General features: G+C 56.9%; 23 protein-coding genes. 13 read left to right on the top strand and 10 right to left on the bottom strand.

Annotation, left to right across the window (positions count from 1 at the left end; translation table 11 throughout):
- The 4 genes from U8U68_RS05660 to U8U68_RS05645 all read right to left on the bottom strand — a co-directional run.
- A partial coding sequence (locus U8U68_RS05660) for a hypothetical protein (protein ID WP_322199855.1) occupies nt 1-377 on the bottom strand: 377 nt, incomplete at its 3' end.
- Between the two features lies 1 nt (nt 378).
- Nucleotides 379-543, bottom strand: coding sequence for a hypothetical protein (locus U8U68_RS05655; RefSeq protein WP_322199854.1), 165 nt, complete (start codon nt 541-543; stop codon nt 379-381).
- A gap of 2 nt (nt 544-545) precedes the next feature.
- Nucleotides 546-947: a DUF2089 domain-containing protein gene (locus U8U68_RS05650; protein WP_322199853.1), complete on the bottom strand. Its 402-nt coding sequence runs from the start codon at nt 945-947 to the stop codon at nt 546-548.
- 322 nt (nt 948-1269) lie between these two features.
- A complete protein-coding gene (locus tag U8U68_RS05645; protein WP_322199852.1) occupies nt 1270-3042 on the bottom strand; it encodes a phosphoenolpyruvate carboxykinase (GTP) in 1773 nt (590 codons plus the stop codon).
- A 302-nt stretch (nt 3043-3344) separates the two neighbouring features.
- On the opposite strand from U8U68_RS05645, the gene U8U68_RS05640 reads away from it, so the two are divergent.
- From U8U68_RS05640 to U8U68_RS05615, 6 genes are all read left to right on the top strand, one after another.
- Nucleotides 3345-4499, top strand: coding sequence for a Gfo/Idh/MocA family protein (locus U8U68_RS05640; protein ID WP_322199851.1), 1155 nt, complete (start codon nt 3345-3347; stop codon nt 4497-4499).
- 671 nt (nt 4500-5170) lie between these two features.
- The gene (locus U8U68_RS05635) at nt 5171-5860 is read left to right on the top strand and encodes a response regulator transcription factor (RefSeq protein WP_322199850.1); all 690 of its coding nucleotides are present in this window, start codon (nt 5171-5173) and stop codon (nt 5858-5860) included.
- 7 nt (nt 5861-5867) lie between these two features.
- Entirely contained in the window at nt 5868-6074 is a 207-nt protein-coding gene (locus tag U8U68_RS05630; RefSeq protein ID WP_322199849.1) for a hypothetical protein, read from the top strand.
- Nucleotides 6071-7495, top strand: a complete 1425-nt coding sequence (locus U8U68_RS05625) for a sensor histidine kinase (RefSeq protein WP_322199848.1) — start codon at nt 6071-6073, stop codon at nt 7493-7495. Before U8U68_RS05630 ends, U8U68_RS05625 begins: the two co-directional genes overlap by 4 nt.
- Nucleotides 7496-7633: 138 nt before the next feature.
- Nucleotides 7634-8170 carry a phosphoribosyltransferase family protein gene (locus U8U68_RS05620; RefSeq protein ID WP_322199847.1) on the top strand — a complete coding sequence of 179 codons (537 nt, stop codon included), beginning with the start codon at nt 7634-7636 and terminating at the stop codon, nt 8168-8170.
- A 15-nt stretch (nt 8171-8185) separates the two neighbouring features.
- Nucleotides 8186-10360 (top strand): ComEC/Rec2 family competence protein, encoded by a 2175-nt coding sequence (locus tag U8U68_RS05615; protein ID WP_322199846.1) that lies wholly within the window; start codon nt 8186-8188, stop codon nt 10358-10360.
- A gap of 638 nt (nt 10361-10998) precedes the next feature.
- Here U8U68_RS05615 and U8U68_RS05610 read toward each other — a convergent pair.
- Complete coding sequence (locus tag U8U68_RS05610; protein ID WP_437124416.1) at nt 10999-11871, bottom strand: DUF362 domain-containing protein; 873 nt, start codon at nt 11869-11871, stop codon at nt 10999-11001.
- A gap of 564 nt (nt 11872-12435) precedes the next feature.
- A complete protein-coding gene (locus tag U8U68_RS05605; protein WP_322199844.1) occupies nt 12436-12930 on the bottom strand; it encodes an SEC-C metal-binding domain-containing protein in 495 nt (164 codons plus the stop codon).
- A gap of 221 nt (nt 12931-13151) precedes the next feature.
- Between U8U68_RS05605 and U8U68_RS05600 the strand changes: the two genes are divergently transcribed.
- Nucleotides 13152-14483 carry a CCA tRNA nucleotidyltransferase gene (locus U8U68_RS05600; protein ID WP_322199843.1) on the top strand — a complete coding sequence of 444 codons (1332 nt, stop codon included), beginning with the start codon at nt 13152-13154 and terminating at the stop codon, nt 14481-14483.
- A gap of 69 nt (nt 14484-14552) precedes the next feature.
- Here the strand turns inward: U8U68_RS05600 and U8U68_RS05595 are convergent, their stop codons facing one another.
- A complete protein-coding gene (locus U8U68_RS05595) occupies nt 14553-16151 on the bottom strand; it encodes a xylulokinase (RefSeq protein WP_322199842.1) in 1599 nt (532 codons plus the stop codon).
- A gap of 436 nt (nt 16152-16587) precedes the next feature.
- On the opposite strand from U8U68_RS05595, the gene U8U68_RS05590 reads away from it, so the two are divergent.
- From U8U68_RS05590 to U8U68_RS05580, 3 genes are all read left to right on the top strand, one after another.
- Nucleotides 16588-17130, top strand: a complete 543-nt coding sequence (locus U8U68_RS05590; RefSeq protein WP_322199841.1) for an RNA polymerase sigma factor — start codon at nt 16588-16590, stop codon at nt 17128-17130.
- Nucleotides 17127-18131, top strand: a complete 1005-nt coding sequence (locus U8U68_RS05585) for a hypothetical protein (protein ID WP_322199840.1) — start codon at nt 17127-17129, stop codon at nt 18129-18131. Before U8U68_RS05590 ends, U8U68_RS05585 begins: the two co-directional genes overlap by 4 nt.
- Before the next feature lie 291 nt (nt 18132-18422).
- Nucleotides 18423-18857 carry a recombinase family protein gene (locus U8U68_RS05580; protein ID WP_322199839.1) on the top strand — a complete coding sequence of 145 codons (435 nt, stop codon included), beginning with the start codon at nt 18423-18425 and terminating at the stop codon, nt 18855-18857.
- 266 nt (nt 18858-19123) lie between these two features.
- Here the strand turns inward: U8U68_RS05580 and U8U68_RS05575 are convergent, their stop codons facing one another.
- A complete protein-coding gene (locus U8U68_RS05575) occupies nt 19124-19978 on the bottom strand; it encodes a hypothetical protein (RefSeq protein WP_322199838.1) in 855 nt (284 codons plus the stop codon).
- Nucleotides 19979-20114: 136 nt separating this feature from the next.
- On the bottom strand, nt 20115-20711 hold the full coding sequence (locus U8U68_RS05570) for a hypothetical protein (protein ID WP_322199837.1): 597 nt from the start codon (nt 20709-20711) through the stop codon (nt 20115-20117).
- Nucleotides 20712-21216: 505 nt separating this feature from the next.
- Here U8U68_RS05570 and U8U68_RS05565 point away from each other — a divergent pair.
- The 3 genes from U8U68_RS05565 to U8U68_RS05555 all read left to right on the top strand — a co-directional run bounded on the left by U8U68_RS05565 (nt 21217) and on the right by U8U68_RS05555 (nt 22997).
- Nucleotides 21217-21543 carry a DUF1540 domain-containing protein gene (locus tag U8U68_RS05565; protein WP_322199836.1) on the top strand — a complete coding sequence of 109 codons (327 nt, stop codon included), beginning with the start codon at nt 21217-21219 and terminating at the stop codon, nt 21541-21543.
- A 117-nt stretch (nt 21544-21660) separates the two neighbouring features.
- Nucleotides 21661-22503 carry an ADP-ribosylglycohydrolase family protein gene (locus tag U8U68_RS05560; protein ID WP_322199835.1) on the top strand — a complete coding sequence of 281 codons (843 nt, stop codon included), beginning with the start codon at nt 21661-21663 and terminating at the stop codon, nt 22501-22503.
- Nucleotides 22500-22997, top strand: coding sequence for a hypothetical protein (locus U8U68_RS05555; RefSeq protein WP_322199834.1), 498 nt, complete (start codon nt 22500-22502; stop codon nt 22995-22997). Before U8U68_RS05560 ends, U8U68_RS05555 begins: the two co-directional genes overlap by 4 nt.
- 158 nt (nt 22998-23155) lie before the next feature.
- Here the strand turns inward: U8U68_RS05555 and U8U68_RS05550 are convergent, their stop codons facing one another.
- Nucleotides 23156-23674 (bottom strand): NUDIX hydrolase, encoded by a 519-nt coding sequence (locus tag U8U68_RS05550; protein WP_322199833.1) that lies wholly within the window; start codon nt 23672-23674, stop codon nt 23156-23158.
- Nucleotides 23675-23680 lie beyond the last annotated feature (6 nt).

Here is a 23680-nt window from a genome sequence, read left to right as displayed (position 1 = left end):
GTCGGGGGTGTGGGCGGAGTCGGCGGCGTGGGCGGGGTCGGCGGCGTGGGCGGGGTGGGCGGGCTGAACAGGTCGAAGTCAAAGGCGGGCTGGTCCTCGGGGTGCAGGGTCAGGTTAATCTTTGGTTCCTCTTTGGGGCTGTCTTTCAGGGTGATGGTCACAGGCTTGCCCTCTTCTTTGGTGTGGATGACCATGCCGCCCTCGTCGTCTACCTCAATGGCAAGGGCCTGGTTCCCGGCGGCTTCCTCTGGGGCGGGCTCTTCTTGCTCCTGGCCGTTTTCCTCGCCGCCCAGGGCCTCCAGCAGCTGGTCCGCCTGCTCCTGGGAGATTTTCCCGCTGGCCAGCAGCTCTAAGATGGTGCGTTTATCCTCATTCATTTTATTTGCCTCCCTTCTCCCCCTGGCCCCGGCGGCGCTTGGGGCCGTGCTTGGGCAGGTGGTACAGTATGTCGCAGCGCTCCGCGGCAAAAAGCCGGTCCTGGTCTTGGCGGGTCACGTACCCTTCGTTCATCAGTTCCATTCGCACGCGCATCAGCTCATTCATTTTTATTTACCGCCTTTCAGTTGATTCAGGGCCTCTATGGCCGCGTTTACGTCCAGCTCGCCCTGGGAGAGCCGGCCCAAAATTTCCGCCCGCTCTTCCTTGGCCCGCACAGCCCGCAGCTCGGGCTTTTCGTCCAGCCGCAGGGCGGTCAGGGCCGCGTCCAGCATATTCTTCACCGTGGGGTAGCTAACCCCCAGGGCCTTTTCCACTTCTTTGATGGACCCCCGGCACCGCAGGAACACCTCTACAAATTGCAGGTGTTTTTCCTCCAGGGTGCAGAACCGGCAGGGCTGAAAGCTTCCTGAGAGCTCAGAGCCGCAGTGCTGGCACTTCAGCCGGGTGACCTGCATGGATTTTCCGCACACCGGGCACTGGGCGGGGGCGTGATATTTTCCGTTTGCCATAATCGGTTCTCCTTTGTGTTCTGAATTTCGTTTCGGGGGCTGCGGCCGACCGGGCTTCCCTCTCTCTTGATGTCTGTATTATAATACAAGAAATTAAGAATGTCAATATATAAATTGATTTTTTTATGGGATATCTTTAATTATTTTAATCAAGCGCTTAATTATACTGATTTTCCACCCCCGAGGGCCTCCCGGAGAAAAAGCCTGTGCCCCGGCCCCCAAGAGGAGCCCGCTGCCCGAACGGGCCGCCCTTTCCATAATAAAAAAGGCGGCCGGATAACCCGACTGCCTTTTTTATCTGTTCTATTAATCGTTCTGCTGCTTACTTGCAGTTCGCTTTCAAAGTCTCCAGCTGGTCGCGGAGCGCCTGAGGCAGCTTGTCGCCAAACTGCTTGTAGAACTCCTCGATGCCCTCGGCTTCTTTCGCCCAGGCAGCCTTGTCAATGGCCAGGATCTCTTTCAGCGTGTCAATGTCGAAGTCCAGGCCCTCCAGGTTAATGTCCTCAGCCTTGGGTACAAAGCCAATGGGGGTCTCTACCGCGTCCACCTTGCCCTCGCAGCGCTTGATAATCCACTCTACCACCCGGAAGTTGTCACCAAAGCCGGGCCAAATGAAGTGGCCGTCCGCGTCGGTGCGGAACCAGTTGACGTTGAAGATTTTGGGGGCTTTGTCACCCAGCTTTTCGCCCATGTCGATCCAGTGCTGGAAGTAGTCGCCCATGTGGTAGCCGCAGAAGGGCAGCATGGCCATGGGATCACGGCGGACCACGCCCACGGCGCCGGCAGCGGCGGCGGTGGTCTCAGAGCCGGTGATGGAGCCTACGAACACGCCAGCGTTCCAGTCACGGGACTGGTACACCAGGGGCACAGTGTCGGGACGGCGGCCGCCAAAGATAATGGCGGAAACCGGCACACCCTCGCCCTTGTCAAACTCGGGGCTGATGCAGGGGCAGTTTTTGGCGGGCGCGGTAAAGCGGCTGTTGGGATGGGCCAGCTTGCCGCCCTCGGCAATAAAGTCGGGGCCGTTCACGTCGGCGCCCTTCCACTCCTGGGCGTTCACAGGCGGGTTCTTGTCCAGGCTCTCCCACCACACCGTGTTGTCGTCCAGGTTGCGGCCCACGTTGGTGAAGATGGTGCCCTTCTGGGTGGAGATAAGGGCGTTGGGGTTGCTCTTCATATTGGTACCGGGCGCCACGCCGAAGAAGCCATTCTCCGGGTTGATGGCGTACAGGCGGCCGTCCGGGCCCTGGCGCATCCAGCTGATGTCGTCGCCCACAGTCCACACCTTGTAGCCCTTGGCCTTGTAGCCCTCGGGCGGAATCATCATGGCCAGGTTGGTCTTGCCGCAGGCAGAGGGGAAGGCGGCGCACACGTACTTGACCTCGCCCTGGGGATTCTCAATCCCCAGAATGAGCATATGCTCGGCCATCCAGCCCTCGTTCTTAGCCTGGTAGGAGGCAATGCGCAGCGCAAAGCACTTTTTGCCCAGCAGCACGTTTCCGCCGTAGCCGGAGTTTACGCTGATGATATAGTTATCCTCGGGGAAGTGGCAGATATAGCGGTTTTCCTCGTCAATGTCCACCTTGCAGTGCAGGCCCTTTACCCAGTCGGTGCTGTCGCCCAGCACGTCCAGCACCGCCTTGCCGGTACGGGTCATAATGGACATGTTCAGCACCACGTAAATGGAATCCGTGACCTCTACGCCGATCTTAGCCAGAGGGGAGCCCACAGGGCCCATGGAATAAGGGATGATATACATGGTGCGGCCCTTGTAGCTGCCCCGGGCAATGTCGAACAGCATCTTGTAGGCCTTCTCGGGCTCCATCCAGTGGTTGGTGGGGCCGGCGTCCTCTTCCTTCTTGGAGCAGATGAAAGTGCGGCCCTCTACCCGGGCCACGTCGTTGACAGCGGTACGGTGGTAGTAGCAGCCAGGCAGTTTTTCCTGGTTCAGCTTGATCATTTCGCCAGTCTCGCAGGCCTGGCGGCGCAGGTCCTCAATCTGCTCCTCGCTGCCGTCAATCCACACTACCTGGTCAGGGGTGACCAGCTCTTTCATTTCTTCCAGCCAATTCAAGACGGATTTGTTGTTGGTCATAATGAAATTTTCTCCTTTCGCCATAAAGGCAGAACTATTGGGGCTCACTCCAAAGTGGCGCGGCACAAATGAGCCAGCGCCATCCTTGGGGGGGTCAATATCTATAGGTTATTTTATCACATAACAAACAAATAATCAATGGGCATTTTCCAAATTATAGTCCAGGGAGAGGAAGTGGTCAAACCCGCTTTTGTCCGCCCATTTTCTTCTTGCAATTTTCCCTGGCTTAGGGTATCCTTTATTATGATAGTTTACCTTTAACACTTCCTAAAAATTGTACAGAATAGAAAGGATGGCTCCATATGGAAAAACTTAAGCTGGGCATTATCGGTGTGGGAAACATGGGATCTGGCCATGTGCGGAATATTCTTTCCGGCCAGACTCCGGAAATCGAAATCGCCGCTGTGGCGGACCGCCGCCCTGACCGCCGGAACTGGGCCCAGGAACACCTGCCCAAGGGCGCCCCGGTGTTCGAGGAGGGCAGCGAGCTGATTGGCAGCGGCCTGTGCCAGGCAGTGCTCATCGCCGTACCCCACTACCAGCACCCGGTGCTGGCCCAAGAGGCCTTTGCCCAGAGCCTGCATGTAATGTGCGAAAAGCCCGCTGGGGTATACACCAAGGCTGTGCGGGAAATGAACGCCGCCGCCCAAAAAAGCGGCAAGGTGTTTGGCATGATGTTCAACCAGCGTACCAACTGCCTGTACCGCAAGATGCACCAGATGGTGCACGGCGGAGAGCTGGGCCAGCTGAAACGAGTGAACTGGATTATCACCGACTGGTACCGCACCCAGATGTACTACGACTCCGGCGACTGGCGGGCCACCTGGGCCGGCGAGGGCGGCGGCGTACTGCTGAACCAGTGCCCCCACCAGCTGGACCTTTTGCAGTGGATCTGCGGCCTGCCCAAGACTGTGCGGGCCTTCTGCCATGAGGGAAAATGGCACGACATTGAGGTAGAGGACGACGTAACCGCCTACCTAGAATATGAAAACGGCGCCACAGGGGTGTTCGTCACCACCACAGGTGACGCCCCGGGCACCAACCGGTTCGAGGTCACCGGCACCCTGGGCAAGCTGGTGTGCGAGGACGGCCGGCTGCGGTTCTGGCAGCTGAAGGAGGACGAGCGGGCTTTCTGCAAGACCTCCCAAGAGGGCTTTGCAAAGCCGGAGATGGAGGAGATAGAGGTAGAGACCGACGGGGAGAACCCCCAGCATGTGGGGGTCTTAAACGCCTTTGCCGCCAATATTCTGCGGGGCGAACCCCTGGTGGCTAATGGCTGCGAGGGCCTAAATGGGTTGACTCTCTCTAATGCCATGCACCTTTCCAGCTGGCTGGGGCAGGCGGTGGAGATTCCCTTTGACGAGGAGCTGTTCCTTAATGAGCTGAATAAACGGAGGGAGAACTCCCGGAAGAAAGAGGGCAAAGAGGTGACCTTCTCTACAGAGGGAACCTATTAAGCAATAGGCTAAAAATGACCGGCAGACAGACGGGAGTCCAGAGGGACTGGTCCCTCTGGCAGGGGTGGAGGGGGCAGAGCCCCTCCCCGCCGGAGGCGGCCTTGCCCTTTGGGCGGCGAAGAGCAAAAAGCCGGGTGCACATAGTCCGAAGCGTTCCGCAAAAGTAAAGTGGGTGCACCAAATCTCGCCGCCCCTTAGCAGCGCCTTTCGCCGTTGCATAGCAACGGCGAAACAGCGGTCCTCCTGCTGCGGCTTTCCCAGGACTGCGGCCCTTCTCAACCGTAATAACCATACTATCTCTTCCCGCCTGGCTCCCTCTCTAAGGCGCCTAGTGCTGGCGGTCCGCTCCTGCAAAAATATCGCGGGGGGATTCATCCCCCTTCGCTCTATTTTTACAGTTTGCTACTGGGCTGAGGCGGCGCGCGCCTATGCCGCTTTATTGGCCAGGCGCTGGCTTTGGGCTTCTGTTTCCTTATTTCGTTTTCTCGCCGCCTTTTAAGGTCAAGACCTTGGGGCGTTGCCCCAAACCCTACCAGGGGAACGATCCCCTGGACCCCCTCCGTCTGCCGGCACGTTTGGCCTACCGCCCTCTTTTCAACCATTTCCTTTATCCTCTACTTCTCTCTATCCTCTACTTCTCCCTATCCTCTACTATGAAAGGAGCTGCTGCCATGTACCGCCTTTTAGTGGTGGACGATGAAGAAAAAATCCGCGCCCTCATCCGCAAATACGCCGAGTTCGAGGGCCACCGGGTCACCGAAGCCGAAAACGGTATGCGCGCTGTGGAGCTCTGCCGCAGAGACCCCGCCGCTTTCGACCTAATCATCATGGACGTGATGATGCCCGAACTGGACGGCTTTTCCGCCGCCGCGGAAATCAAAAAAACATGCCCGGCCCCAGTGCTCATGCTCTCTGCCCGGGGAGAAGAATACGATAAAATTCACGGCTTTGAGCTGGGGGCCGATGACTACGTGGTAAAGCCCTTCTCTCCCAAAGAGCTGATGATGCGGGTGAACGCCATTATGAACCGAGTGCGCCCCACCCCTTTGCAAAACCGGGACGTCCTCAGCTTTGGGGGGCTTACTGTGGACGAGGCTGCCCGGGTGGTCACCGTGGATGGAGAACGAGTGGAGCTCTCTCCCAAAGAATACGACCTACTGCTGTATTTGGTGCGCAACCGGGGTCTAGCCCTGACCCGGGAGATGCTGCTGACCAATGTATGGGGTTACGACTTTTATGGAGACGACCGTACCCTGGACACCCACATCAAGCTGCTGCGCCGCCGTCTGGGCCCTTACAGCGGTTATATTGTTACCCTGCGGGGGGTGGGCTACCGGTTCGACCCGCCGGAAAAGAGGTGAACTCACCGTGAAAAAGAGAATATTTTACTTACAGCTGGCGGCCATTGGGCTCATCATCCTGGGGGTCGCCGGGTTGGGCGTAATTTTATTCCGCCGGGACCATACGAACATGACCGCCCTGTACGTGTTCGCAGGGCTGGGCATTGTAGGTTTTATAGGCAACGCGGTCCTGGCCGTGTTCCGGCTTCTACTGGAAAGGGATGGCAAATCATGAGAAAGATCGCTGTCCCCCGCCGCCCTATGGGGGTAAAAAACCAGATTATTCTGGGCTTTGTCCTGTTCAGCCTGGTCACGGTAGCTCTGCTGTGGGCCTTTCAGATCTTTCTGCTAAGCCCCTTTTACCGGGCCATTAAGACAGCGGAGGCAAAAAGCGTTTCCAAAGAAATTATCCGCCAACTGGACGGCGACGGCCTGGATGCCGCTGCCCAGGACCTTTGCGCCCGTACAGGGCTGAACATCCTGGTCACCGACGAGCTGGGACGAATCTATGCCGGCTACGTGTACCCCTACCGGGACAGTATGATCTATAACATCGCCCGCTGGGAGGCCGCGGCCCTGTTTGAGCAGGTAAATCTCTCTGGCGGGGTGTATACCCAGGTGTTCCAATCCCGGCGGGGAGACGCAGCGGTGCTATTTTACGCGGTGACCCTGCGTACCCCCCAGGGCAACGACCGGCTGGTGGTGGTAGAGGCGGAGATTACCCCCCTGAACTCTACGGTAGAAACCCTCATGGTACAGCTGCTGTGCCTTACCGTGGTGCTGGCCCCTCTGGGGATCCTTCTGGCGGTGCTGGTCTCCCGCCGGATTGCCCGTCCCCTGACAGAGATCAATGAGGCCGCCAAGCGTTTAGGCCGGGGGGACTATGCTGTGCGCTTTGGGGGGCAGGGGGCCCGGGAGGTCAGTGAGCTGGCCGCCACCCTGAACTACGCGGCTGGGGAGCTCTCCAAAGCAGACAGCCTGCGCCGGGAGCTGCTGGCCAACGTCTCTCACGACCTGCGCACGCCCCTGACCATGATCAAGGGCTACGCCGAGGTGATGCGGGACCTGCCCGGAGAGGACGGCCCGGAGAATTTGCAGATCATCATTGACGAAGCGGGCCGGCTCAACGACTTGGTCAACGACCTTTTGGATCTGTCCCGGCTGGAGGCCGGGGTCATCCGTCTGGAAAAGACCCCTTTTAATTTGACCGGCAGCATTCGGAACATTCTGGCCCGCTATGACCGGCTGGCAGAGTTCAGCTTTCCCTTCCTGGCCGGGAAGGACGCCTATGTGGTGGCGGATGAGCTGAAGATCTCCCAGGTGGTATATAACCTGGTGAATAACGCCGTGAACTACGCAGGAGAGGACAAGACCATTACCCTAAGCCAGACCATGGAAAAAGGCCGGGTGCGGATCTCTGTGACAGATACCGGCGAGGGCATTCCGGCGGACCGGCTGGGAGACATTTGGGACCGCTATTATAAGGTAGACCATGAGCACAAGCGGGCCCAGGTGGGCACAGGGCTGGGGCTGTCTATTGTAAAGAATGTGCTGGACCTGCATGGCGGCAGCTATGGGGTCATCAGCCAGGTGGGCCAGGGCAGCACCTTTTGGTTTGAGCTGCCTCTCGCCGAGGCTGGGGAAGCGTGCCAGTAATTGACCCTTTGGCAAGGTCCCGGGTTCTTTACCACAAATCCCCGTTAAGAGATTTTTTGAAAAAATCCCTTAACAGTCCCCAAAAACTTTATACCCTTCCCCTCTGGGATATTATTATTTAAATTGGAGGTTACTGCTATGAGCTTCTATAAAATTAACATTGCGGGCTGTGACCGCGACCTGCCCATTTGTCCTATTGACGACAAGCTGGACATTGCCGGCTTTGTGATGTTTGGAGACGTGGAGGTTACAGAAAAAGCCGCCGCCGCCCTGCTGGAAAAGTGCCCGCCCCACGACATTATTGTGACCGCAGAGAGCAAGGGCATTCCCCTGGCTTACGAAATGGCACGCATTGGCTGCCGGGGCTACGTGGTGGCCCGCAAGGGCGTTAAGGCCTATATGGAGGACCCGATCCATGTGGAGGTCAAGTCCATTACCACAGACCACGTGCAGAAGCTCTACCTTTCTAAGGCAGACTGCCAGGCCCTAAAGGGCAAGCGCATCCTGGTGGTGGACGACGTGATCTCTACCGGAGAGTCTTTGGCCGCTATCGAGGAGCTGCTCCACTCCATCGGCGGCCAGGTGGTGGGCAAAGCCTGCGTCCTGGCCGAGGGCGACGCCAAGGACCGCCAGGACATTATCTACCTGGAGCCCCTGCCCCTTTTCTTTAAGTAAATGGACCGCCACCCTTTGGCCCTGGCAGGGGGCGGGGCTTTCCTCGCCTTATCCCTTTGCGCCTGGGCCGGACCTCAGCGCGCCCCTTATATAGGGCTGGCGCTGGGAGCTTTGGGCGCGGGGCTCTTCCTTTTTTGGCTGATACGGGCCCGTTCCCGGCGGCAGCTGCTTGTTGGGTGTGCCGCCGTGCTGGTGGCCGCTTTTACCACAGTATGCTACTGCTGGAAATGGCATACCACGGCGCAGCCTGTTCAGACCCTTAACGGCCAGACCCTGGCAGTGCGCCTACAGGTGCTGGACTATCCTGAAGAGCGGTACGGCCGGTACTATTATCCAGCAAAGGTCATAGCGGTGGACTACCAGCTGGTGAATCCCTTTACCGTCCGGTTCACTGCCACAGCCCCCTTGACCTGCCGCCCCTATGAGATGGTAGACTGCACCGTACGGTTTTATTCCTTCACCCAGGGTGGACTGTATTCCCCAGAGAACGCCCGGCTGGCAGAGGGCTGTGTGCTGGGCGCCTCCCTTTGGGGAATGGACGCCCACTGCTATCCCCATCTTATCTGGTGGCCTGGGCGCATGCTGGCAGAACTCCGCCACGATCTGGCCAGGCGGATGGACCAAATGCTGCCCCCGGCAGAGGCCGGACTGATTAAGACTGTGCTCCTTAACTACCGGGATGATCTAAGCCCTCGGGCCTCTTCCAACTTCCGGCAAATTGGCTGCTCCCACATGCTAGCTGTGTCCGGAATGCACATGGCGGCTATGGCCGCGCTGGTAGCCTTGACGCTTTCCCGCCTCCCCCTGGGGCGAAGAGGGAAAAGCCTGCTCCAGGCCGGGGTGCTGTTTCTATATCTTTGTCTGACCGGCTTTCCCATGTCCGCTGCCCGCAGCTTCCTGATGTTTTTTCTCTACCTGCTAGCAAGCTGTTTGGGGCGGCGAATGTCCAGCGCCAATGCCCTGGGCGCGGCGGTACTCATCCTCTGTATCAGCGACCCTTTCTCCGGAGGAGACCTGGGGTTTGCCCTGTCTTATCTGGCCACCCTGGGCATCATCACCCAGCGAAAGACGGTTTACCGGGTCCTGCGCCGGTGCTTGGGCCGTTGGCCCCGGCTAAGGCGTACTCTGCGCCCAGTGCTGCTCTCCTTTTCCGTCACCTTCTCCGCCACGCTCTTTACACTACCGGTTCAGCTGATTTACTTTGGAGGCCTGCCGCTGATCACCCCTTTGGCCAACCTTCTCCTAGCCTCCCTGCTTCCACCGCTTTTGTACCTCTCGGCCGTGCTGCCCTTTTTGGCCTATATGCCCGCCGCGGGTTTTCTGGTTCCTCCTCTTTCCTGGGCGGCGGGGTGGGTGGCCAGAATGATTCTCTGGCTGGCGGAAGCCCTCACGGCACTTCCCGGGGCTGTACTAAACAAGGAGCTCTGTCTCTGGCTGCTGGTTCTGGTCGGCCTGGGGCTTCTGTTCCGGCAGGCCATGCACAGCGGCGCGCCTGTTTTTTGGAAACGCTGGACAGCCGGGGCCCTGGCCCTTTTGGCAGTATGGATGGTTGCCGAAAGCGGCTTTCGTGCCCAGGGGCAGCTGAACGTGTTGGTGGCAGGCAGCCCCGAGTCCCCCTGTGTACTGTTGGTGCGGGGCCGCCATGCCGCCGCCCTCTGTCTGGGCGGGTACAACAGCGGCCTGCCCCGTACCCTGCTGGCCCAGAGGAACGTGTGGTTTTTAGACAGCGTCTTTCTGCCCCTACGGGACCAGGATGCCCGCGCCATGGCCGCAGACCTGCTGGACCAGACCCAGCGGCTGCTTTTACCCCAGGGAGCCTACCTGGGGAAGGATTTGGAAAAGCCCGGTGTGCCGGTAGAATATCTGCCCTATGGCGGCGTGTACCAGGCGCTGGAAGGGGTGGAGGTCCGCTTTGGGGAAGATGGCGGTTGGCTGGAATTCTGGGCCAACGGCCTGTATTTTGTGGTGGAACTGGACGCCGCCCCAGAGGGAAAATGCGACGTGCTGGTTACCGGCAACAGGGAAACCTCCACCGCCGCGGCCCTGACTCTGCTTTTAGATACAGAGGAGAAGTCCCCCCTACAGGCGCTGAAAAATGTCCGAGAGGGCCCGTACATTCTTGTTTCCCAAGAAAAGGGCCTTTTCCTGCGCACCCGGCCCGGGGGACGGCTGGCGGTGATGAATGAGTAACCCGGTAGAACCGTTTTGTATGCCTTCAAAAAAGCCGCTCCCTGCCTGGGGGCGGCTTTTCCCAGTCTTTTTCCACTAAGGAACAGATCGATAGCAATATTCACAGGTTCCCCCTCTTCCATCCTGAAGCAGCCTAATCCGTAAAAATGGGAAGGGTATCGCCGGCATAAGTATAGGGCTTGTTTGAAGCATGGAAAACGCCATCTTTTTGCCCAGAAGCGGCCCCTTTTCCGCGTCAAGTATCCTCGCCAATCTCGGAAGATTGATTTACGGCTTTTTCCTTGTAATAGACCCTTTCTGGGCAATCATTTGCTATTTCCTCTATTTTCAAACAAGGCCTAGGGCTTGTTTGAAAAATCGAAAACGTCGTCTTTTTTGCCATAAGAGGCCACTTTCTACGTCGAAAATCCTCGTCAATCGCCAGATTGCCTTGCGGTTTTCTCCTTGAAATTGTCCCCTTCTGGCCAAAAATTCGTCATTTCCTCTATTTTCAAACAAGGCCTAGCCGAGTGGGGAAGAAAACCTCTAGTGGCTATTGTTCTAACTGGGCCCAGCCGGCACAATCTCCTGTAAAAAAACTAGCCAGCGCCCCGGCATTGTCCAGGGCGCTGGCTGGTTTCGGCCTAGCTTATGGCCGCTTACAGCTCCACCAGCTCGTACTCTCTGTCGCCAATGTCCAGCCCAGCGGCAGCATCCAGGGTATGGGCGCCGTTGCGGCTCTCAATACGCTCCACCAGGTCGCCCTTGCCGGGGTCTTTGCTGGCATATACCAGGTCCAGGCAAGCCTGGTCCAGGGCCAGAGGATCCAAGCTGGCCAGCACGCCGATGTCCCCAATCTTCGGGTCTGCGGCCACCGCACAGCAGTCGCAGTCTACGGACATATTGGCCATCACGTTCACAAAGGCCATCTTGCCCTCAAAATACTTGACCACAGACTGGGCAGACTCGGCCATAGACTCTAAAAAGGCGTCGTGGTCGCCGTCCCAAACATGCTGGGTGTCCCCAGCCCCGTGGATGTGTTCCTTACCATGAGAGGAGGCAATGCCAATTGAGATATTCTTCAGCGCGCCGCCAAAGCCACCCATAGGATGCCCTTTAAAATGAGAAAGCACCAACATAGAATCGTAGTTTTCCAAACTTTTTCCCACGTAGTTCACTTTTAGGTGGCAGCCACCCGTAATGGGCAACTCCATTTCGCCGTCCTCGTCCATAATGTCCACTGGGGCAATGTCTGTCCAGCCGTGGAGCTTCATGGTGTCCCAGTGGGCCTGGCTGGTATTACGCGCTCCAGCATAGGCGGTGTTGCACTCTACAATGGTACCATGTACCTGGTCCACCATAGGCTTCCAAAAGTCCGGACGGATAAAGTTCTGGTTGCCCACCTCGCCAGAATGCACCTTTACGGCCACCTTGCCGGGCAGACTGACGCCCAGAGCCTCGTAAAGCTTTAGAACCGTCTCGGGTGTAATGCTTTTGCTAAAGAACACTTTCGCTTTTGCCAATTTTACCACGCCTTTCGGGATTATTTTTCATCAGATTGTTCGGACGCCTTTATCATAGTGGGTATAGCCGGAAAAGTCAAGCCTTTCTTCCCATTCTCCCTTGCAATTTATGAAAAGCGGCTATATAATAAATATAGTAAAGAGAAAACGGGGCCTGCTTCCGCAGGGGATACGGTGTATTGCGGCCAGAAGTATCACTCCACCCACCACAGCCGCGTCTCTCTAAAGAGGTCCGGTACCGTCTACAGCGGCGCCCTGGGACAGGCTAAACGCGGCAGCCACAGTTCTTCCCTGTAAATCCTGCTAGGCTTGTTTGAACATAGAGAGAAATACAAATTTTTGACCAGGGGAGGTCCATTGCATGGAAAATCCCGCAAGTCAACCTTAGCGGTGGACGAGGATTTCCCATGTGGAAAAGGGCCTCTTCTAGGCAAAAAGCCGGCGTTTTCAATGTTTCAGGCAAGCCCCAGCCGCCCGCCTGGAAACAGAACGCCGCGCTGGTAAGTAAGGTCGAATAAAAAAACGCGGTCCATGCGGCCGCGTTTCTGTTTCTATAATCAGCCGGCCAAGGGGTTACAGGTCCCGGCCACAGCATTTCTTGTATTTTTTGCCGCTGCCGCAGGGGCAGGGGTCATTCCGGCCAATCTTCGGGCCCTTTACCACCGTTTTCGAGCTTTTCTGCTCCCGGTATAGCTCCCGGCGGCGCTCTTCGGTCAGCAGGGGCTCCCATTGGGGCAGGTTATACAGCCACTCGGCTTTGGCCTCCACCATGTTTTTATACAGCAGCTCTTTGTCATAAGCCAGGCTCACTTCGCTTTCCAGCTCCACAGTCTCCAGGTCATTGGGATTTTTTAGGCTGTCGTTGATGCCGTCCAGAAAACCGGCCATGATTACAGGTTCTACGCCAAACTTTTTAGCGTAGCTCTTCACCGTACTCTTCCGAGGTTTGGAGGTCAAAATCTGCTTGTAAAACTCTGTCTCCTGTTTAAAATAGTCCTGCCAGAACTTCGCGCCCTGCTGCTTCTGCTGTTCCTCCGCATAGGCTCTCCACTGTTCAAGCAATGCCACGTTTACCACTCCTCCGTTAATATATGCTTATCTTACCATTTTTTAGAGAGACTGTCAACAGGGGGCTTTGGGGAGAGCTTGTCCCTTCCCCGGAGTTCTTGACGATATTTTGGAGTCTTATCCATCGAAATTTTCTGTAGACGGAAAATTGACCCCTTTGTCTGAAAAACCCCCAAACCTTTCTGCTACATCGTAATGAGCCCACCTATAAAGGAGCCGCTATGAATCTTTCTATTCCCCCCCATGTTGTAGAGCTCATCCGCCATATCGAATCCGCTGGGCACCAGGTCTGGTGCGTGGGCGGCTGCGTCCGGGACGCCCTGCTGGGCCGCTCCCCCGCAGACTGGGACCTGGCCACCACCGCCCTGCCTGGACAAGTGAAGGAACTCTTCTCTGAAAAAAACACGGTGGATAAGGGCTTAGCCCATGGTACTGTAGGGATCCCTGTCCTAGGCGGCGTAGTTGAGATCACCACTCTGCGGGTGGAGAGCCAGTACATGGACCGCCGCCGGCCCCAGCTTGTGGCCTTTACCCAAAGCCTGGAACAGGACCTGGCCCGGCGGGACTTTACCGTCAATGCCCTGGCCTACCACCCAGACTGGGGGCTGACAGACTGCTTTGGCGGCTTAGCCGATTTACGGCAGGGCCTTCTTAGGTGCGTCGGCCAGCCCGAGAAGCGCTTTCAAGAGGACGCTCTGCGGATTCTCCGCTGCTTGCGCTTTGCCGCCACCCTGGGCTTTGCGGTCCACCCCCAGACCCTTCAGGCGGCCAAAGACTGCCGGGAGCTGCTGGGGGCCCTCTCTACGGAGCGGATTCGAGAAGAACTGACCCGACTGCTATGCGGCGGCGGGGCGGGGCCCGTATTGGAATGGGGAAAAGAGATATTTTTCGCGGCCCTGCCAGAGCTGGCCCCTCTGGATGGCTGCGCCCAAGAGACCCCCTACCACTGCTATGACTGCTGGGGCCACACCCTGCACACCGTGGAGGCTGTACCAGCCGAGCCCCTCCTGCGTTGGGCCGCGCTGCTCCACGACTGCGGCAAGCCCACTACAAAAAGCTATGACTCCCACAGGCAGGCCCACTTCTACGGCCATGCTCAGGCTGGGGCCCGGTTAGCGGAGCAGGTGCTGCACCGTCTCCACTTTTCCATCCGGGAGGCGGAGCGGATCACCGCTCTAGTAGAACGCCACGGCCAGGCCCTACCCATCCGCGAAAAGCGCATAAAAAAGCTGCTGGGCGCCTGGGGAGAAGAGGGCGTCCGGCAGCTTTTGGCCTTGGTAGAAGCGGATCTTTTGGCCCAGGCTCCCCAAACCGCCCGGCAGCGCCTGCCCCTGGTGGAGGAGGCGCGGACCCTGGTTCGGGACATACTGGACCGGGGGGAGTGCCTGGGCCTCTCCAGCCTGGCAGTGGGGGGCCGGGACCTGCTGGCTCTTGGCTACCAGCCAGGGCCAGCCCTGGGCGCGGCCCTGCACCAGCTGCTGGAGGAAGTGCTGGCGGGTACGCTGGAAAACCGGCGGGAGATCCTGCTGAAAAAGGCCCAGGAGTGGCTATAGTCTGGCCCGGTCTGCACCCCTGCCCAGGAAGCGCGCGGCTTTACGCGGCTCCGCAGGGCAAACGCAGCGTCACATTGCCCCGGCCAGCAACTTTTCAGCTGGAAGGTAGGCCTGGTAGCGCTTCGCAAAGGCGGCAAAGCCTGTCACATCCTCTGGCTGGGGCTGGGCGCGGCTGCCTGCCGCCCCAGCAAACACCCGCTGGTTCAGGAAATCTTCCAGCGCCTGGCCGGGAAGCCGCTCTTTCATAAACATGGCCAGCAGGGCCATGCCCCAGGGGCCGCCCTCGCCGGCGGTTTCCATCACAGAGACGGGCACGTTTAGGGCGCCGGCCATCAGCCGCTGGCCCACCTTCGGGGTCTTGAACAGCCCGCCGTGGCCATAAAGTTCCTCCACCGCTACCTTTTCCTGCTGGATGAGGATGTCCATGCCCAGCTTTAGGGGGGTCATAGCCGCGTACAGCTGGGCCCGCATAAAGTCTCCCAGGGCGAACTTTTCCTGGGGCTGGCGGGTAAGCATGGGCTGGCCGGAGGCCAGGCCAATGACCGGCTCGCCGGAATAGCAGTTGAAGCTCACCACCCCGCCGCAGTCTGGCGCACCGGTCAGCGCCTGCTCATACAACAGGTCGTAGAGCTTTGGCTTGGGCAGGGGCGTACCCGCCTGCTCCAGCAGCTGGGCGAAAAGCCCCACCCAGGCGTCCAGGTCCGAGGTACAGGTATTGCAGTGGACCATGGCCACCGGCCGGCCCGTGGGGGTGGTGACCATGTCGATCTCCGGGTAGACCTGGGAAAGGGGCCGCTCCAGCACCACCATGGCGAAAATCGAGGTGCCCGCCGAGATGTTTCCGGTGCGGGGCGCTACGCTGTTGGTAGCCGTCATGCCCGTGCCCGCGTCCCCCTCGGGAGGACACAGGGGCACGCCGGGGCACAGGGCCCCGGTGGGGTCCAGCAGCTTGGCGCCTTCGGCGGTCAGGGTGCCGGCGGATTCTCCCGCGGGCAGCACCTGGGGCAGGATGTCCCCCAGGCGATAGGGCATGGCCTCTTTGGCCAAAATCTCGTCAAATCGGGACATCATACCGCTGTCAAAGGTCCCGGTTTCGCTGTCAATGGGGAACATGCCCGCAGCTTCGCCCACGCCCACGCATTTTTCCCCAGTAAGCTGCCAGTGCACGTACCCTGCCAGAGTGGTCAGGTAAGCGATGCGCCCTACGTGGGGCTCTTTCAGCCGCAGGGCACGGTACAGGTGGGCGATGCTCCACCTCTGGGGGATGTTAAAGTGAAATAGGGCGGTCAGCTCCTCCGCCTCTTTCTCTGTAACGGTGTTCCGCCAGGTGCGAAAGCCGCACAGCTGGTTTCCCGCCTGGTCAAAAGGCAGGTAGCCGTGCATCATGGCCGAAACTCCCAGCGCCCCCAGGCGAGTGAGGACAACGCCATACTGGTCCCGAACCTTCTGGGCCATCTGGCGGTATGCTGCTTGAATGCCTGTCCACACATCCTCCAGGCGGTAGGTCCACAGGCCGTCCTCCAGGCGGTTTTCCCAGTCGAAAGCCCCGGTGGCGGCGGGCTGGCAGTCTGGGCCAATCAGTACGGCCTTAATGCGAGTAGAGCCCAGCTCAATGCCAAGGGCGGCCTGTCCGGCCTCAATAGCTGCGGCGATTTGTTTACGTTCCATTTGAAATTCCTCTTTTCATGTATTATAATGATTAAGATTATAGGGTACAGAAGGGATGGATTGCCACTGGCAGCCTTTCTGCTCCCACCCAGTTGACAGACGAAACTGATCCCCGTATGGGGCTTGCGCGATCAAAGGGCATCAGGCGCCCTTCACTATTTTTGCAACGCTGAAATAGCGGCCCGGCAGCCCCCTGCCCCATAAGAAGAAACAGGCTGGCGGAAGAGTCCGTATCAACATCATAAAATGGTAGAATAGAGAAACAGGCCGCGGCCTGTTCCTGGGAATACGGCCGCATAACCGCAACAAGCTCTAGACTTAATCATACCCTTTTTGGGCAGATTTGGCAAGGAAAATTTTCACGTTCCCCTGCGACCGTAGGGGCTAGGGAGGGATTCTTATTTTCAAAAGAACTCGTGGAAAGGCTGAGAGACCCATGAGGGGAGATTATGAAATATTAATGCGGCTGCGAGACCAGGACCAGACCGCCCTGGAAATGGCCATTCACCGCTATGCCGGGTATGTAGCGGCGGTAATCAAAAAAACTTTGGGACCTCTGGGTACCCCCCAGGATGTGGAGGAGCTGAGCTCCGACGCCTTTGTGGCCCTATGGCAAAACGCCCAGAAACTGCGGGATGACAGCGACCTGAAGTATTGGCTGGCCGTGGTGGCCCGCAACGCATCCATAAAACGCTGTAAAAAGATTAAATATGAAGAGCCTCTGGAGGAAAATCTGCTCTTCGGCGAATCCCCCGAGGAACCCTGGGAACGAGAAGAACGCATCCGCATGGTACGCAGCGCGGTGGAAAGCCTGGAGCCTGTGGACCGGGAGATTTTTATGCGCCACTACTTTTGGCGGCAGACCGTGGTGCAAATTGCGGAGGAAATGGGTAAAAACCAGTCCGCGGTGAAAAGCCGCCTTTCCCGGGGGAGAGAAAAACTGCGGAAAAAATTATTAAAGGAGGACTGCCTGCTATGACAGAAATAGACAAGATTGTGAACCAGGCGTTCCCCGACGAGCTGCGGCGGGTACAGCCCATTCCTGTGGATGAGGAAAAAATTTTGGCCCGCACCTTTGAAAAGCTGGGTTTAGAAAAAGCCCCAGCTCCCCAGCCTGTAAAGGCTCGCCGGAGCCGCTATGTGCAGCGCCACAGCCAGCGCCGGGAGGAAGAACCCACGCTGGTAGCAGTGGCCATTGAGCCGGCCCGGCCTATGTGGCGGGCCCTGGTTGGCTGGGCCCTGGCAGCCTGCCTGGTGCTGGCCTGCGGGATAGGCTTTGGCCCGACACTGCTGCGCAGCCTGCCCTGGGAGAAAACCGGCGGCGTAATGGCAGGAGGAACCCCGCCCCAAACGGCCAACAGACCGGAAGCCATTGCGGAGGGCGGCGCAGACCAAGGGAGCCTTTCTGGCAGCACCGCGCCGGACGTTCAAAAGCGAGACGCGGCGGAACAAGAAAAGAACCGCCAAACAGCCCTAAACGCCCTTTTTTCGGGAGCGGACACTGTCTTTTTTCAGGGCGGGGATGTCTATAACAGCGACATCCATCTAACCTCTATCAGCTCGGACCAGCCGGGCCGCGTCACCGTTACCGTCTGCTTTCCTTATTATAACGCGGATGAGGTCGGCAAGTTCGAAATCGAGCTGCTGCCGGTTGAGGGCCCGCTGCGGGTACACATCGCCTCTCGAGAAAACAAGGACGGCTATGCCATTGTAACCTTTGCCTTAAGCGATATGGAAGACGACTATGTGAGCACAGACCTATTAATCCAATATCTAAGCGATGGATACCCGGATGTCTTTTTGGGCTTTGAGGCATTCCTTGACACTACTGGCCAGTATGAATGTGCTTTTTCTCCCTTTGGCCCAGAAAAGACCCTCTATTATTTAGAGAGCTACGGTTATGCCCCTTCCGCATATGGTGAGGACGCAACAGACGGCGACGCCCTTGTAGACGGGAATCAGGCCACTGGTATGGAATAAAAGCATCGACCCTCAAGATAGGACCCCGGTACCCCCGGGGTCCTTAAGGCAATACCGCACAATTCTAAGCACCGTATTGGGCAGTCAGATTTTTCGTCCGAGTGTACAGATTGAACGCCGTCAATCTCACCATTGACCAGCGAAAGCTGTGCGCTACCACGGAAAATCTGCAAGCAAGACGGTGCTTAGAATGGTGCGGTGTTGCCTTAATTTTGCACGCTTATCCCGAATTATGTAAAATAATGGAAATTACGGGTCCAAGCCTGGGTTACATTCGCGGAGGGATAATGGATGCAAAAACAAAATTACGCTTATGTCAGGGTCAGCTCTAAAGAGCAAAAAGAGAACCGCCAGTTGGTCGCCATACGCGCTATCGAGATTCCAGAGAAAAATATTTTCATGGATAAACTATCCGGTAAGGACTTTCAGCGGCCAAACTATCTAAAAATGCTGAAAAGGCTTCGGCGGGAGGACGTCCTCTACATCAAAAGCATCGACCGCCTGGGCAGGAACTACCGGGAGATCCTAGAGCAGTGGCGGGTGCTGACCAAAGAGAGGGGCGTGCGCTTTGGCAGGCCCCGGCGGGCCCTGCCGGAAAACTTTGACGAAGCCCGCAGCGCTTGGCGGGACAGAACGATGACCCTGCACCAGGCGGCCCAGTCCTGCGGCCTGCCGAACAGCACCTTTTACAGAGCGGTGGTTCGGGCAGAGGACGAGGAAAAATAGCAAGTTTATGTCACATTAGCGGAGCAAACACAGAGGAACGGGCCCCATGGCTTTTCTATATTCCACAGGGACCTTAAAGGATATTCCTAACTTTTGATAAAAAAACAAAAAAGGACGGGGCAGCTAACTGCCTCGTCCTTTCCATATAGTTAACGCGGTTCCTAAGGGGCATTCTGCCTCTTTGGAAGTAGACGGCGTAGCCGCCCAGCCTAAAAATCGGTATGTATCGATTTTCAAGTGCGTTTCCTATATCTTCCTCTTCCTGATTATTTCCCAAACGCCGCCTGATCCTGGTTGGGGCTGGTGCGCTTTTCCAGGTCCGGGAAGCGGTGCTCAATGGCCGCCATGGAAATTTCAATGTCCTCCTCAGCTTCGTCCGCGGAAAAAGCCCCCACAGTTACCATATCGCAGGGCCGAATGGCGTTCCAAGAGAAGGTCAGGCCCACATAGGGGGAACAGCGGCCCGCCGCCATGGACTTAATGGTCATCACAGGCTTTTTGGCGTTGTGAATAATAGAGGCCACGGTTTCGATCTCTACCTGCATCAAAAAGCCCATGCAGTTAAACAGCTGAATATAGGTCTGCACGTCGTAACCGTTTTCGTCCGAGTATACCACCAGCTCGGGCATGTGGGCGGAAAGTCCCGGCACCATGCCCGCGTCCCGGATCATCTTGGTATAATCGTCCAGCCGGGGCATCTGGCCCAGATTTTTGTTCACCAGCTGCTCAGCCACAGAGTGGTGGATCAGGCAAAGCTTTGCTCCCCGCGCGGCAGATTCTTTTACCACCCGCTCCGACTCTTTGCGTCCCTCGGGGGTGTTGTCCACGTTTAGGAAGGGAGTGTCCACCATGATGATCTCCCGGCCCATCTTCTGCTCGGTTTCCTTAATGGCCCGGCAAAGCTCAGGTGAGCGCTCAAAGGGCCCCATAATGGTGTCCACACCGTGGCGCAGGTAGGCCTCCAGCACCGGCTGAATCGCCTCGGCGGTGGCATAGCGGCGGGCGATCATCTGGTCCGCGGAAACACTGGTGTGGCTGTAGCCCAAGATCCAGTTGGTGCCGATGATCATACGGGACAGAGAAACGCCGTCCACAGTGGTGCGGGGAAATTGTTTTTCCATAGCAAAAAGCTCCTTTAAAATTTTAATATTGGGACTTTACAGAAAACAGCTAAAGTGAAACCCATTGCGCGTCCAGGGGCAAAATTTTTTGCCGCCTAAGGCCAATATTTTGTCAAAGCCCTCCTGCGTTTTGGCCCTACTCCACCGGCGCCGCACCTTCCAGGGCCACGTCTCCAGCCGTGTCCTCTCCTGTGTTCTCGTTCTGTGGGCCCTCCAGGTCCTCTTTGTCCAGCACGCTCTTTTCTTTTTTGGGCTTCTCTTTCATTTCCCGCAAGAGCATGGCCATTACATAGGCCTGGGGGTCGTGCTCCAGCAGATAGTTCTCGTCCTCAGGAGGCACCTTATTGCCCTTTTGAATACTGCTGGCAATCTTCATACACTTTTTCATCTGGTCCAGGGCCTTTTTCATGGTGTCCGCTTGCTGCTTGCTCTGCTCCCGAACCTGCTGGTTCTGCTCCTGCAAAACCTTCAGGGCCTGTTGTGCCACGCCAAGCTTTTGCTTTTTGGCCCCTTGGCCCTTAATTCCTGATCTATTGGCCTGAACCAATTGGTTCTCCATCTGGCCGCTCTGCTCCCGCAGATACTGAGCCGCCTCTTTTGAAAGCTCCAGCCGGTCCTCCTCCCGGCCCTTTAAAGCCGGATTTCCAGCTGTCTGGCCAGCGCGGGCCGACTCCTTTGCGGGAACGCTGGCCGCTCCCTTGCCGTACCGTTGTGTTTGAATGCTGACCTCCATAAAGACACACTCCTTTCTCCCTTTTTGTTATTATCGACCGCAAATAATATAAATTAAGCGCTAAAAGGACATTGAAAACTGAAAAGTTTTTGTGCTATCAATGCCCCGGCCCTACCGGCTCTCAAGCTCCTTTCTCTCACGGCGGCACACTTTTTTTAGGAAGCCTAGGCCACCAAAAGTTTGTGCTTTGGCCAAAAGGGATTTTTGATGGATGGCGCTATAGAAAACATCCTGTTTTAGAGCTGCTATGCGGCGGGTGGGCATTCTTAAAAAACACATATTTTCAATTTTCCCGGACAGACTAGTTGTTTGAAAATAGAGGAAATGACGGACTTTTGCCCAGAAGAGGTCCATCGCAAGGAAAAAACCGCAAGTTAATCTTCCGATTCACAAGGATTTTCGACGCGGAAAAAGGGCCTCTTATGGGCATAAAGACGGCGTTTTCGATTTTTCAAGCAAGGCCTAGCCTTGCAAACCAAAAACTTTATAAAGCGAGGGATGCATTATGAAAAACTCTTTGGAATGCCAAGTGACCTCCTGCCGGCACAACGAAAAAAACCTCTGCTGCCTGTCCAGCATCCATGTGGACGGCCCTGCCGCCTGCCAGTGCGACCAGACCTGCTGCGAGTCCTATGAGCCCAGAACCCAGGGCGGCAGCAACGCGATCTCTAGCCACAGTCCCTCTTCTGAGACCACTATTGACTGTAAGGCCCACAACTGCACTTATAATGACGACTGTAAGTGCAAGGCCGAGTGTGTCTGTGTGGGCTGCTGCTGTTCGGACGTAAATTCTAAGAGCGGCACCGAGTGCCGCACCTTCTGTCAGGGCTAAAGCTCTTCTCAACAGCTGGCTGAAAAGGCCGGCTGTTTCTTTTTTATAGTGGAAATTTCTTCTGGCATCTGTTATAATATAGAAAAGCCATTACCCACAATCGGAAGGAGGAGCCGTATGTACGGCGCGATTCTGGGCGACATTGCCGGTTCCCGGTTCGAGTTCACCCGCCCCGACCCCTTTGACTGGCGGGGCGCGGAGCTCTTTACCGGCATGAGCAAATATACCGACGACACTGTGCTGACCGTGGCCACCAAGTATGCGGTGCTTACCGGCACCCCTTATTTTAGGGCTTACCGCCGCTTTGGCCGCCGGTATATGCAGGCTGGATATGGGCCCATGTTCAAAAACTGGCTCCACGCCCGGTCGGACCGAGGTTACAACAGCTACGGAAATGGCTCCGCCATGCGGGTCAGCTATATTGGCTGGCATTTTTCCAGTTTGGCGGAGGTGGAAGAGCAGGCTGCCCTTAGCTCCATGTGCACCCATAATCATCCCGAGGGGATAAAGGCCGCCCAGGCCACAGCCGCCGCTGTGTTTATGGCACGTACCGGAGCCTCTAAGTGGGAGATTGCCCACTATCTGCGCAAAAGGTACCGCTATGTGGTGGGCCGGCCCCTCATCACCTACCGGCCTTTTGGCAAGTTCGACGTTACCGCTATGGGCACCATGCCCCTGGCCATCCGCTGCTTTCTGGAGTCTGAGGACTGGGAAAGCTGCATACGGAACGTGTACAGCGTCCGCTGCGATACCGACACCGTGGGCTGCATCGCGGGGGGAATTGCCGACGCCTTTTATGGCGGCACCGGCCAAGAGGAGGACGCCCTGCTGCGGCGGTTTTTAATCCGCCCCAACGCCCTGGGCGAGTTCGACACTTATTTGTACGAATGGGCCGTGAAATCCTCTGGCGGCGTGGCCCGGGAGGATGAAGGAGAGAGAGGAGTTGCAGGAGGAGAATGATCATTCAAACCTATCAGTCAAACCTGGTCCTACGCACACTGAAAGCCGGCGACGTGTACCGCGCCAAGCCGAACCTTGGATTGCGGGGGGAGTACGACGCCTTGATCGACATGTTCGGCCTGCACTGCGAGTGCCCTATTTTCGCGGTGATCAAAGGACGCAAGCAGAATACCGGCGGAAAGGTCTCCGGCTCGGTACGGCTGACCCTGGACGTGCCCGACGACCAGATTCATCTGACAGAATACAGCGAGTGGGCGGATTTTCTCTATGTATTTAAATACACCCGCCCGGGCAACTACAAGTCTCTGCGGCCAGACTGCGAAGAGATCTCGGTGCGGGACTATAACCAGCTCATTGAGAAGCTGAAGCTGCAAAAAAAGCCCTCCCAGTACGACTGCCCCCAGGTCGTGCTGGAGCGCATTGATCCAGGATGGCTGAAGAGCGTAAAGATTTTTGGAAAATCTGGGCTTTTGATGCGGATGCTGGGACGATAAGCAGAGAAAGCATAAGGGCAAAAGCAAAAATGACATCCCCTGTAAAGAAGCGAAGAGGCAAGATAAACCACCATGGTTTGTCTTGCCCTTTTTATACGAACTAGGCTCACCATATTTTCAGGAAAAGCGCCTGTGGAAAAAAACCAAAACCAGAATTTTCATTCAAACCGCCCTTCCGCTATCAGCAATTCAAGAACACGGGCCTCCCGCTCTAACATCATTCGCCGGTAAGCGTCCAGCGCTATGCGGCGGTTTTGCCGGATTGCGGACTGTGGACGGACATATTCTAAAATATAGCCCTCTGCCGCTTCATAATCATCCAGTTTTTGTGATACGGCGGTTTCTTCCACCTTGCAAAAATAGTAATAACTATCCTGCACAAAACACTCAGTTTCATCCCTATCGCTCTTTTGAACTCGATGCACATATCCATATTCTTTAACCGTACCGGCCAAAACCACCAAACCCGCTTCTTCCCGCGTTTCCCGTATCATCGCGTCCAGGGGGTTCTCTCCATCTTCTATGCCGCCACCTGGAAATTTATAATAGTCGTACTTGAGACTATGGACCATAGCTACCTTCTGGTTTTTTATCACGATGCTTCTGGCCGAGTTGCGGATAAAAGAATGGGTGCACTGGCTATAGTCCTTTCGATCCATTTCAAATAATAATCTCATAGCCGC

Origin of the sequence: Acutalibacter intestini (genome assembly GCF_034334985.1) — a bacterium.
In the GTDB taxonomy this organism is placed as follows: domain Bacteria; phylum Bacillota; class Clostridia; order Oscillospirales; family Acutalibacteraceae; genus Acutalibacter; species Acutalibacter intestini.
Note: the sequence above shows the minus strand (reverse complement) of the source record. Positions and strands in the feature narration are given on the sequence as shown.

Bases quoted from the DNA above. Each gene is read 5' to 3' on its own strand.
- U8U68_RS05625 (WP_322199848.1), top strand. From the start codon at position 6,071: ATGAGAAAGATCGCTGTCCCCCGCCGCCCTATGGGGGTAAAAAACCAG.
- U8U68_RS05620 (WP_322199847.1), top strand. From the start codon at position 7,634: ATGAGCTTCTATAAAATTAACATTGCGGGCTGTGACCGCGACCTGCCC.
- U8U68_RS05645 (WP_322199852.1), bottom strand. From the start codon at position 3,042: ATGACCAACAACAAATCCGTCTTGAATTGGCTGGAAGAAATGAAAGAG.
- U8U68_RS05595 (WP_322199842.1), bottom strand. From the start codon at position 16,151: ATGGAACGTAAACAAATCGCCGCAGCTATTGAGGCCGGACAGGCCGCC.
- U8U68_RS05585 (WP_322199840.1), top strand. From the start codon at position 17,127: ATGACAGAAATAGACAAGATTGTGAACCAGGCGTTCCCCGACGAGCTG.
- U8U68_RS05650 (WP_322199853.1), bottom strand. From the start codon at position 947: ATGGCAAACGGAAAATATCACGCCCCCGCCCAGTGCCCGGTGTGCGGA.
- U8U68_RS05550 (WP_322199833.1), bottom strand. From the start codon at position 23,674: ATGAGATTATTATTTGAAATGGATCGAAAGGACTATAGCCAGTGCACC.
- U8U68_RS05640 (WP_322199851.1), top strand. From the start codon at position 3,345: ATGGAAAAACTTAAGCTGGGCATTATCGGTGTGGGAAACATGGGATCT.
- U8U68_RS05565 (WP_322199836.1), top strand. From the start codon at position 21,217: ATGAAAAACTCTTTGGAATGCCAAGTGACCTCCTGCCGGCACAACGAA.
- U8U68_RS05635 (WP_322199850.1), top strand. From the start codon at position 5,171: ATGTACCGCCTTTTAGTGGTGGACGATGAAGAAAAAATCCGCGCCCTC.
- U8U68_RS05555 (WP_322199834.1), top strand. From the start codon at position 22,500: ATGATCATTCAAACCTATCAGTCAAACCTGGTCCTACGCACACTGAAA.
- U8U68_RS05575 (WP_322199838.1), bottom strand. From the start codon at position 19,978: ATGGAAAAACAATTTCCCCGCACCACTGTGGACGGCGTTTCTCTGTCC.
- U8U68_RS05580 (WP_322199839.1), top strand. From the start codon at position 18,423: ATGCAAAAACAAAATTACGCTTATGTCAGGGTCAGCTCTAAAGAGCAA.
- U8U68_RS05570 (WP_322199837.1), bottom strand. From the start codon at position 20,711: ATGGAGGTCAGCATTCAAACACAACGGTACGGCAAGGGAGCGGCCAGC.
- U8U68_RS05655 (WP_322199854.1), bottom strand. From the start codon at position 543: ATGAATGAGCTGATGCGCGTGCGAATGGAACTGATGAACGAAGGGTAC.
- U8U68_RS05590 (WP_322199841.1), top strand. From the start codon at position 16,588: ATGAGGGGAGATTATGAAATATTAATGCGGCTGCGAGACCAGGACCAG.
- U8U68_RS05560 (WP_322199835.1), top strand. From the start codon at position 21,661: ATGTACGGCGCGATTCTGGGCGACATTGCCGGTTCCCGGTTCGAGTTC.
- U8U68_RS05600 (WP_322199843.1), top strand. From the start codon at position 13,152: ATGAATCTTTCTATTCCCCCCCATGTTGTAGAGCTCATCCGCCATATC.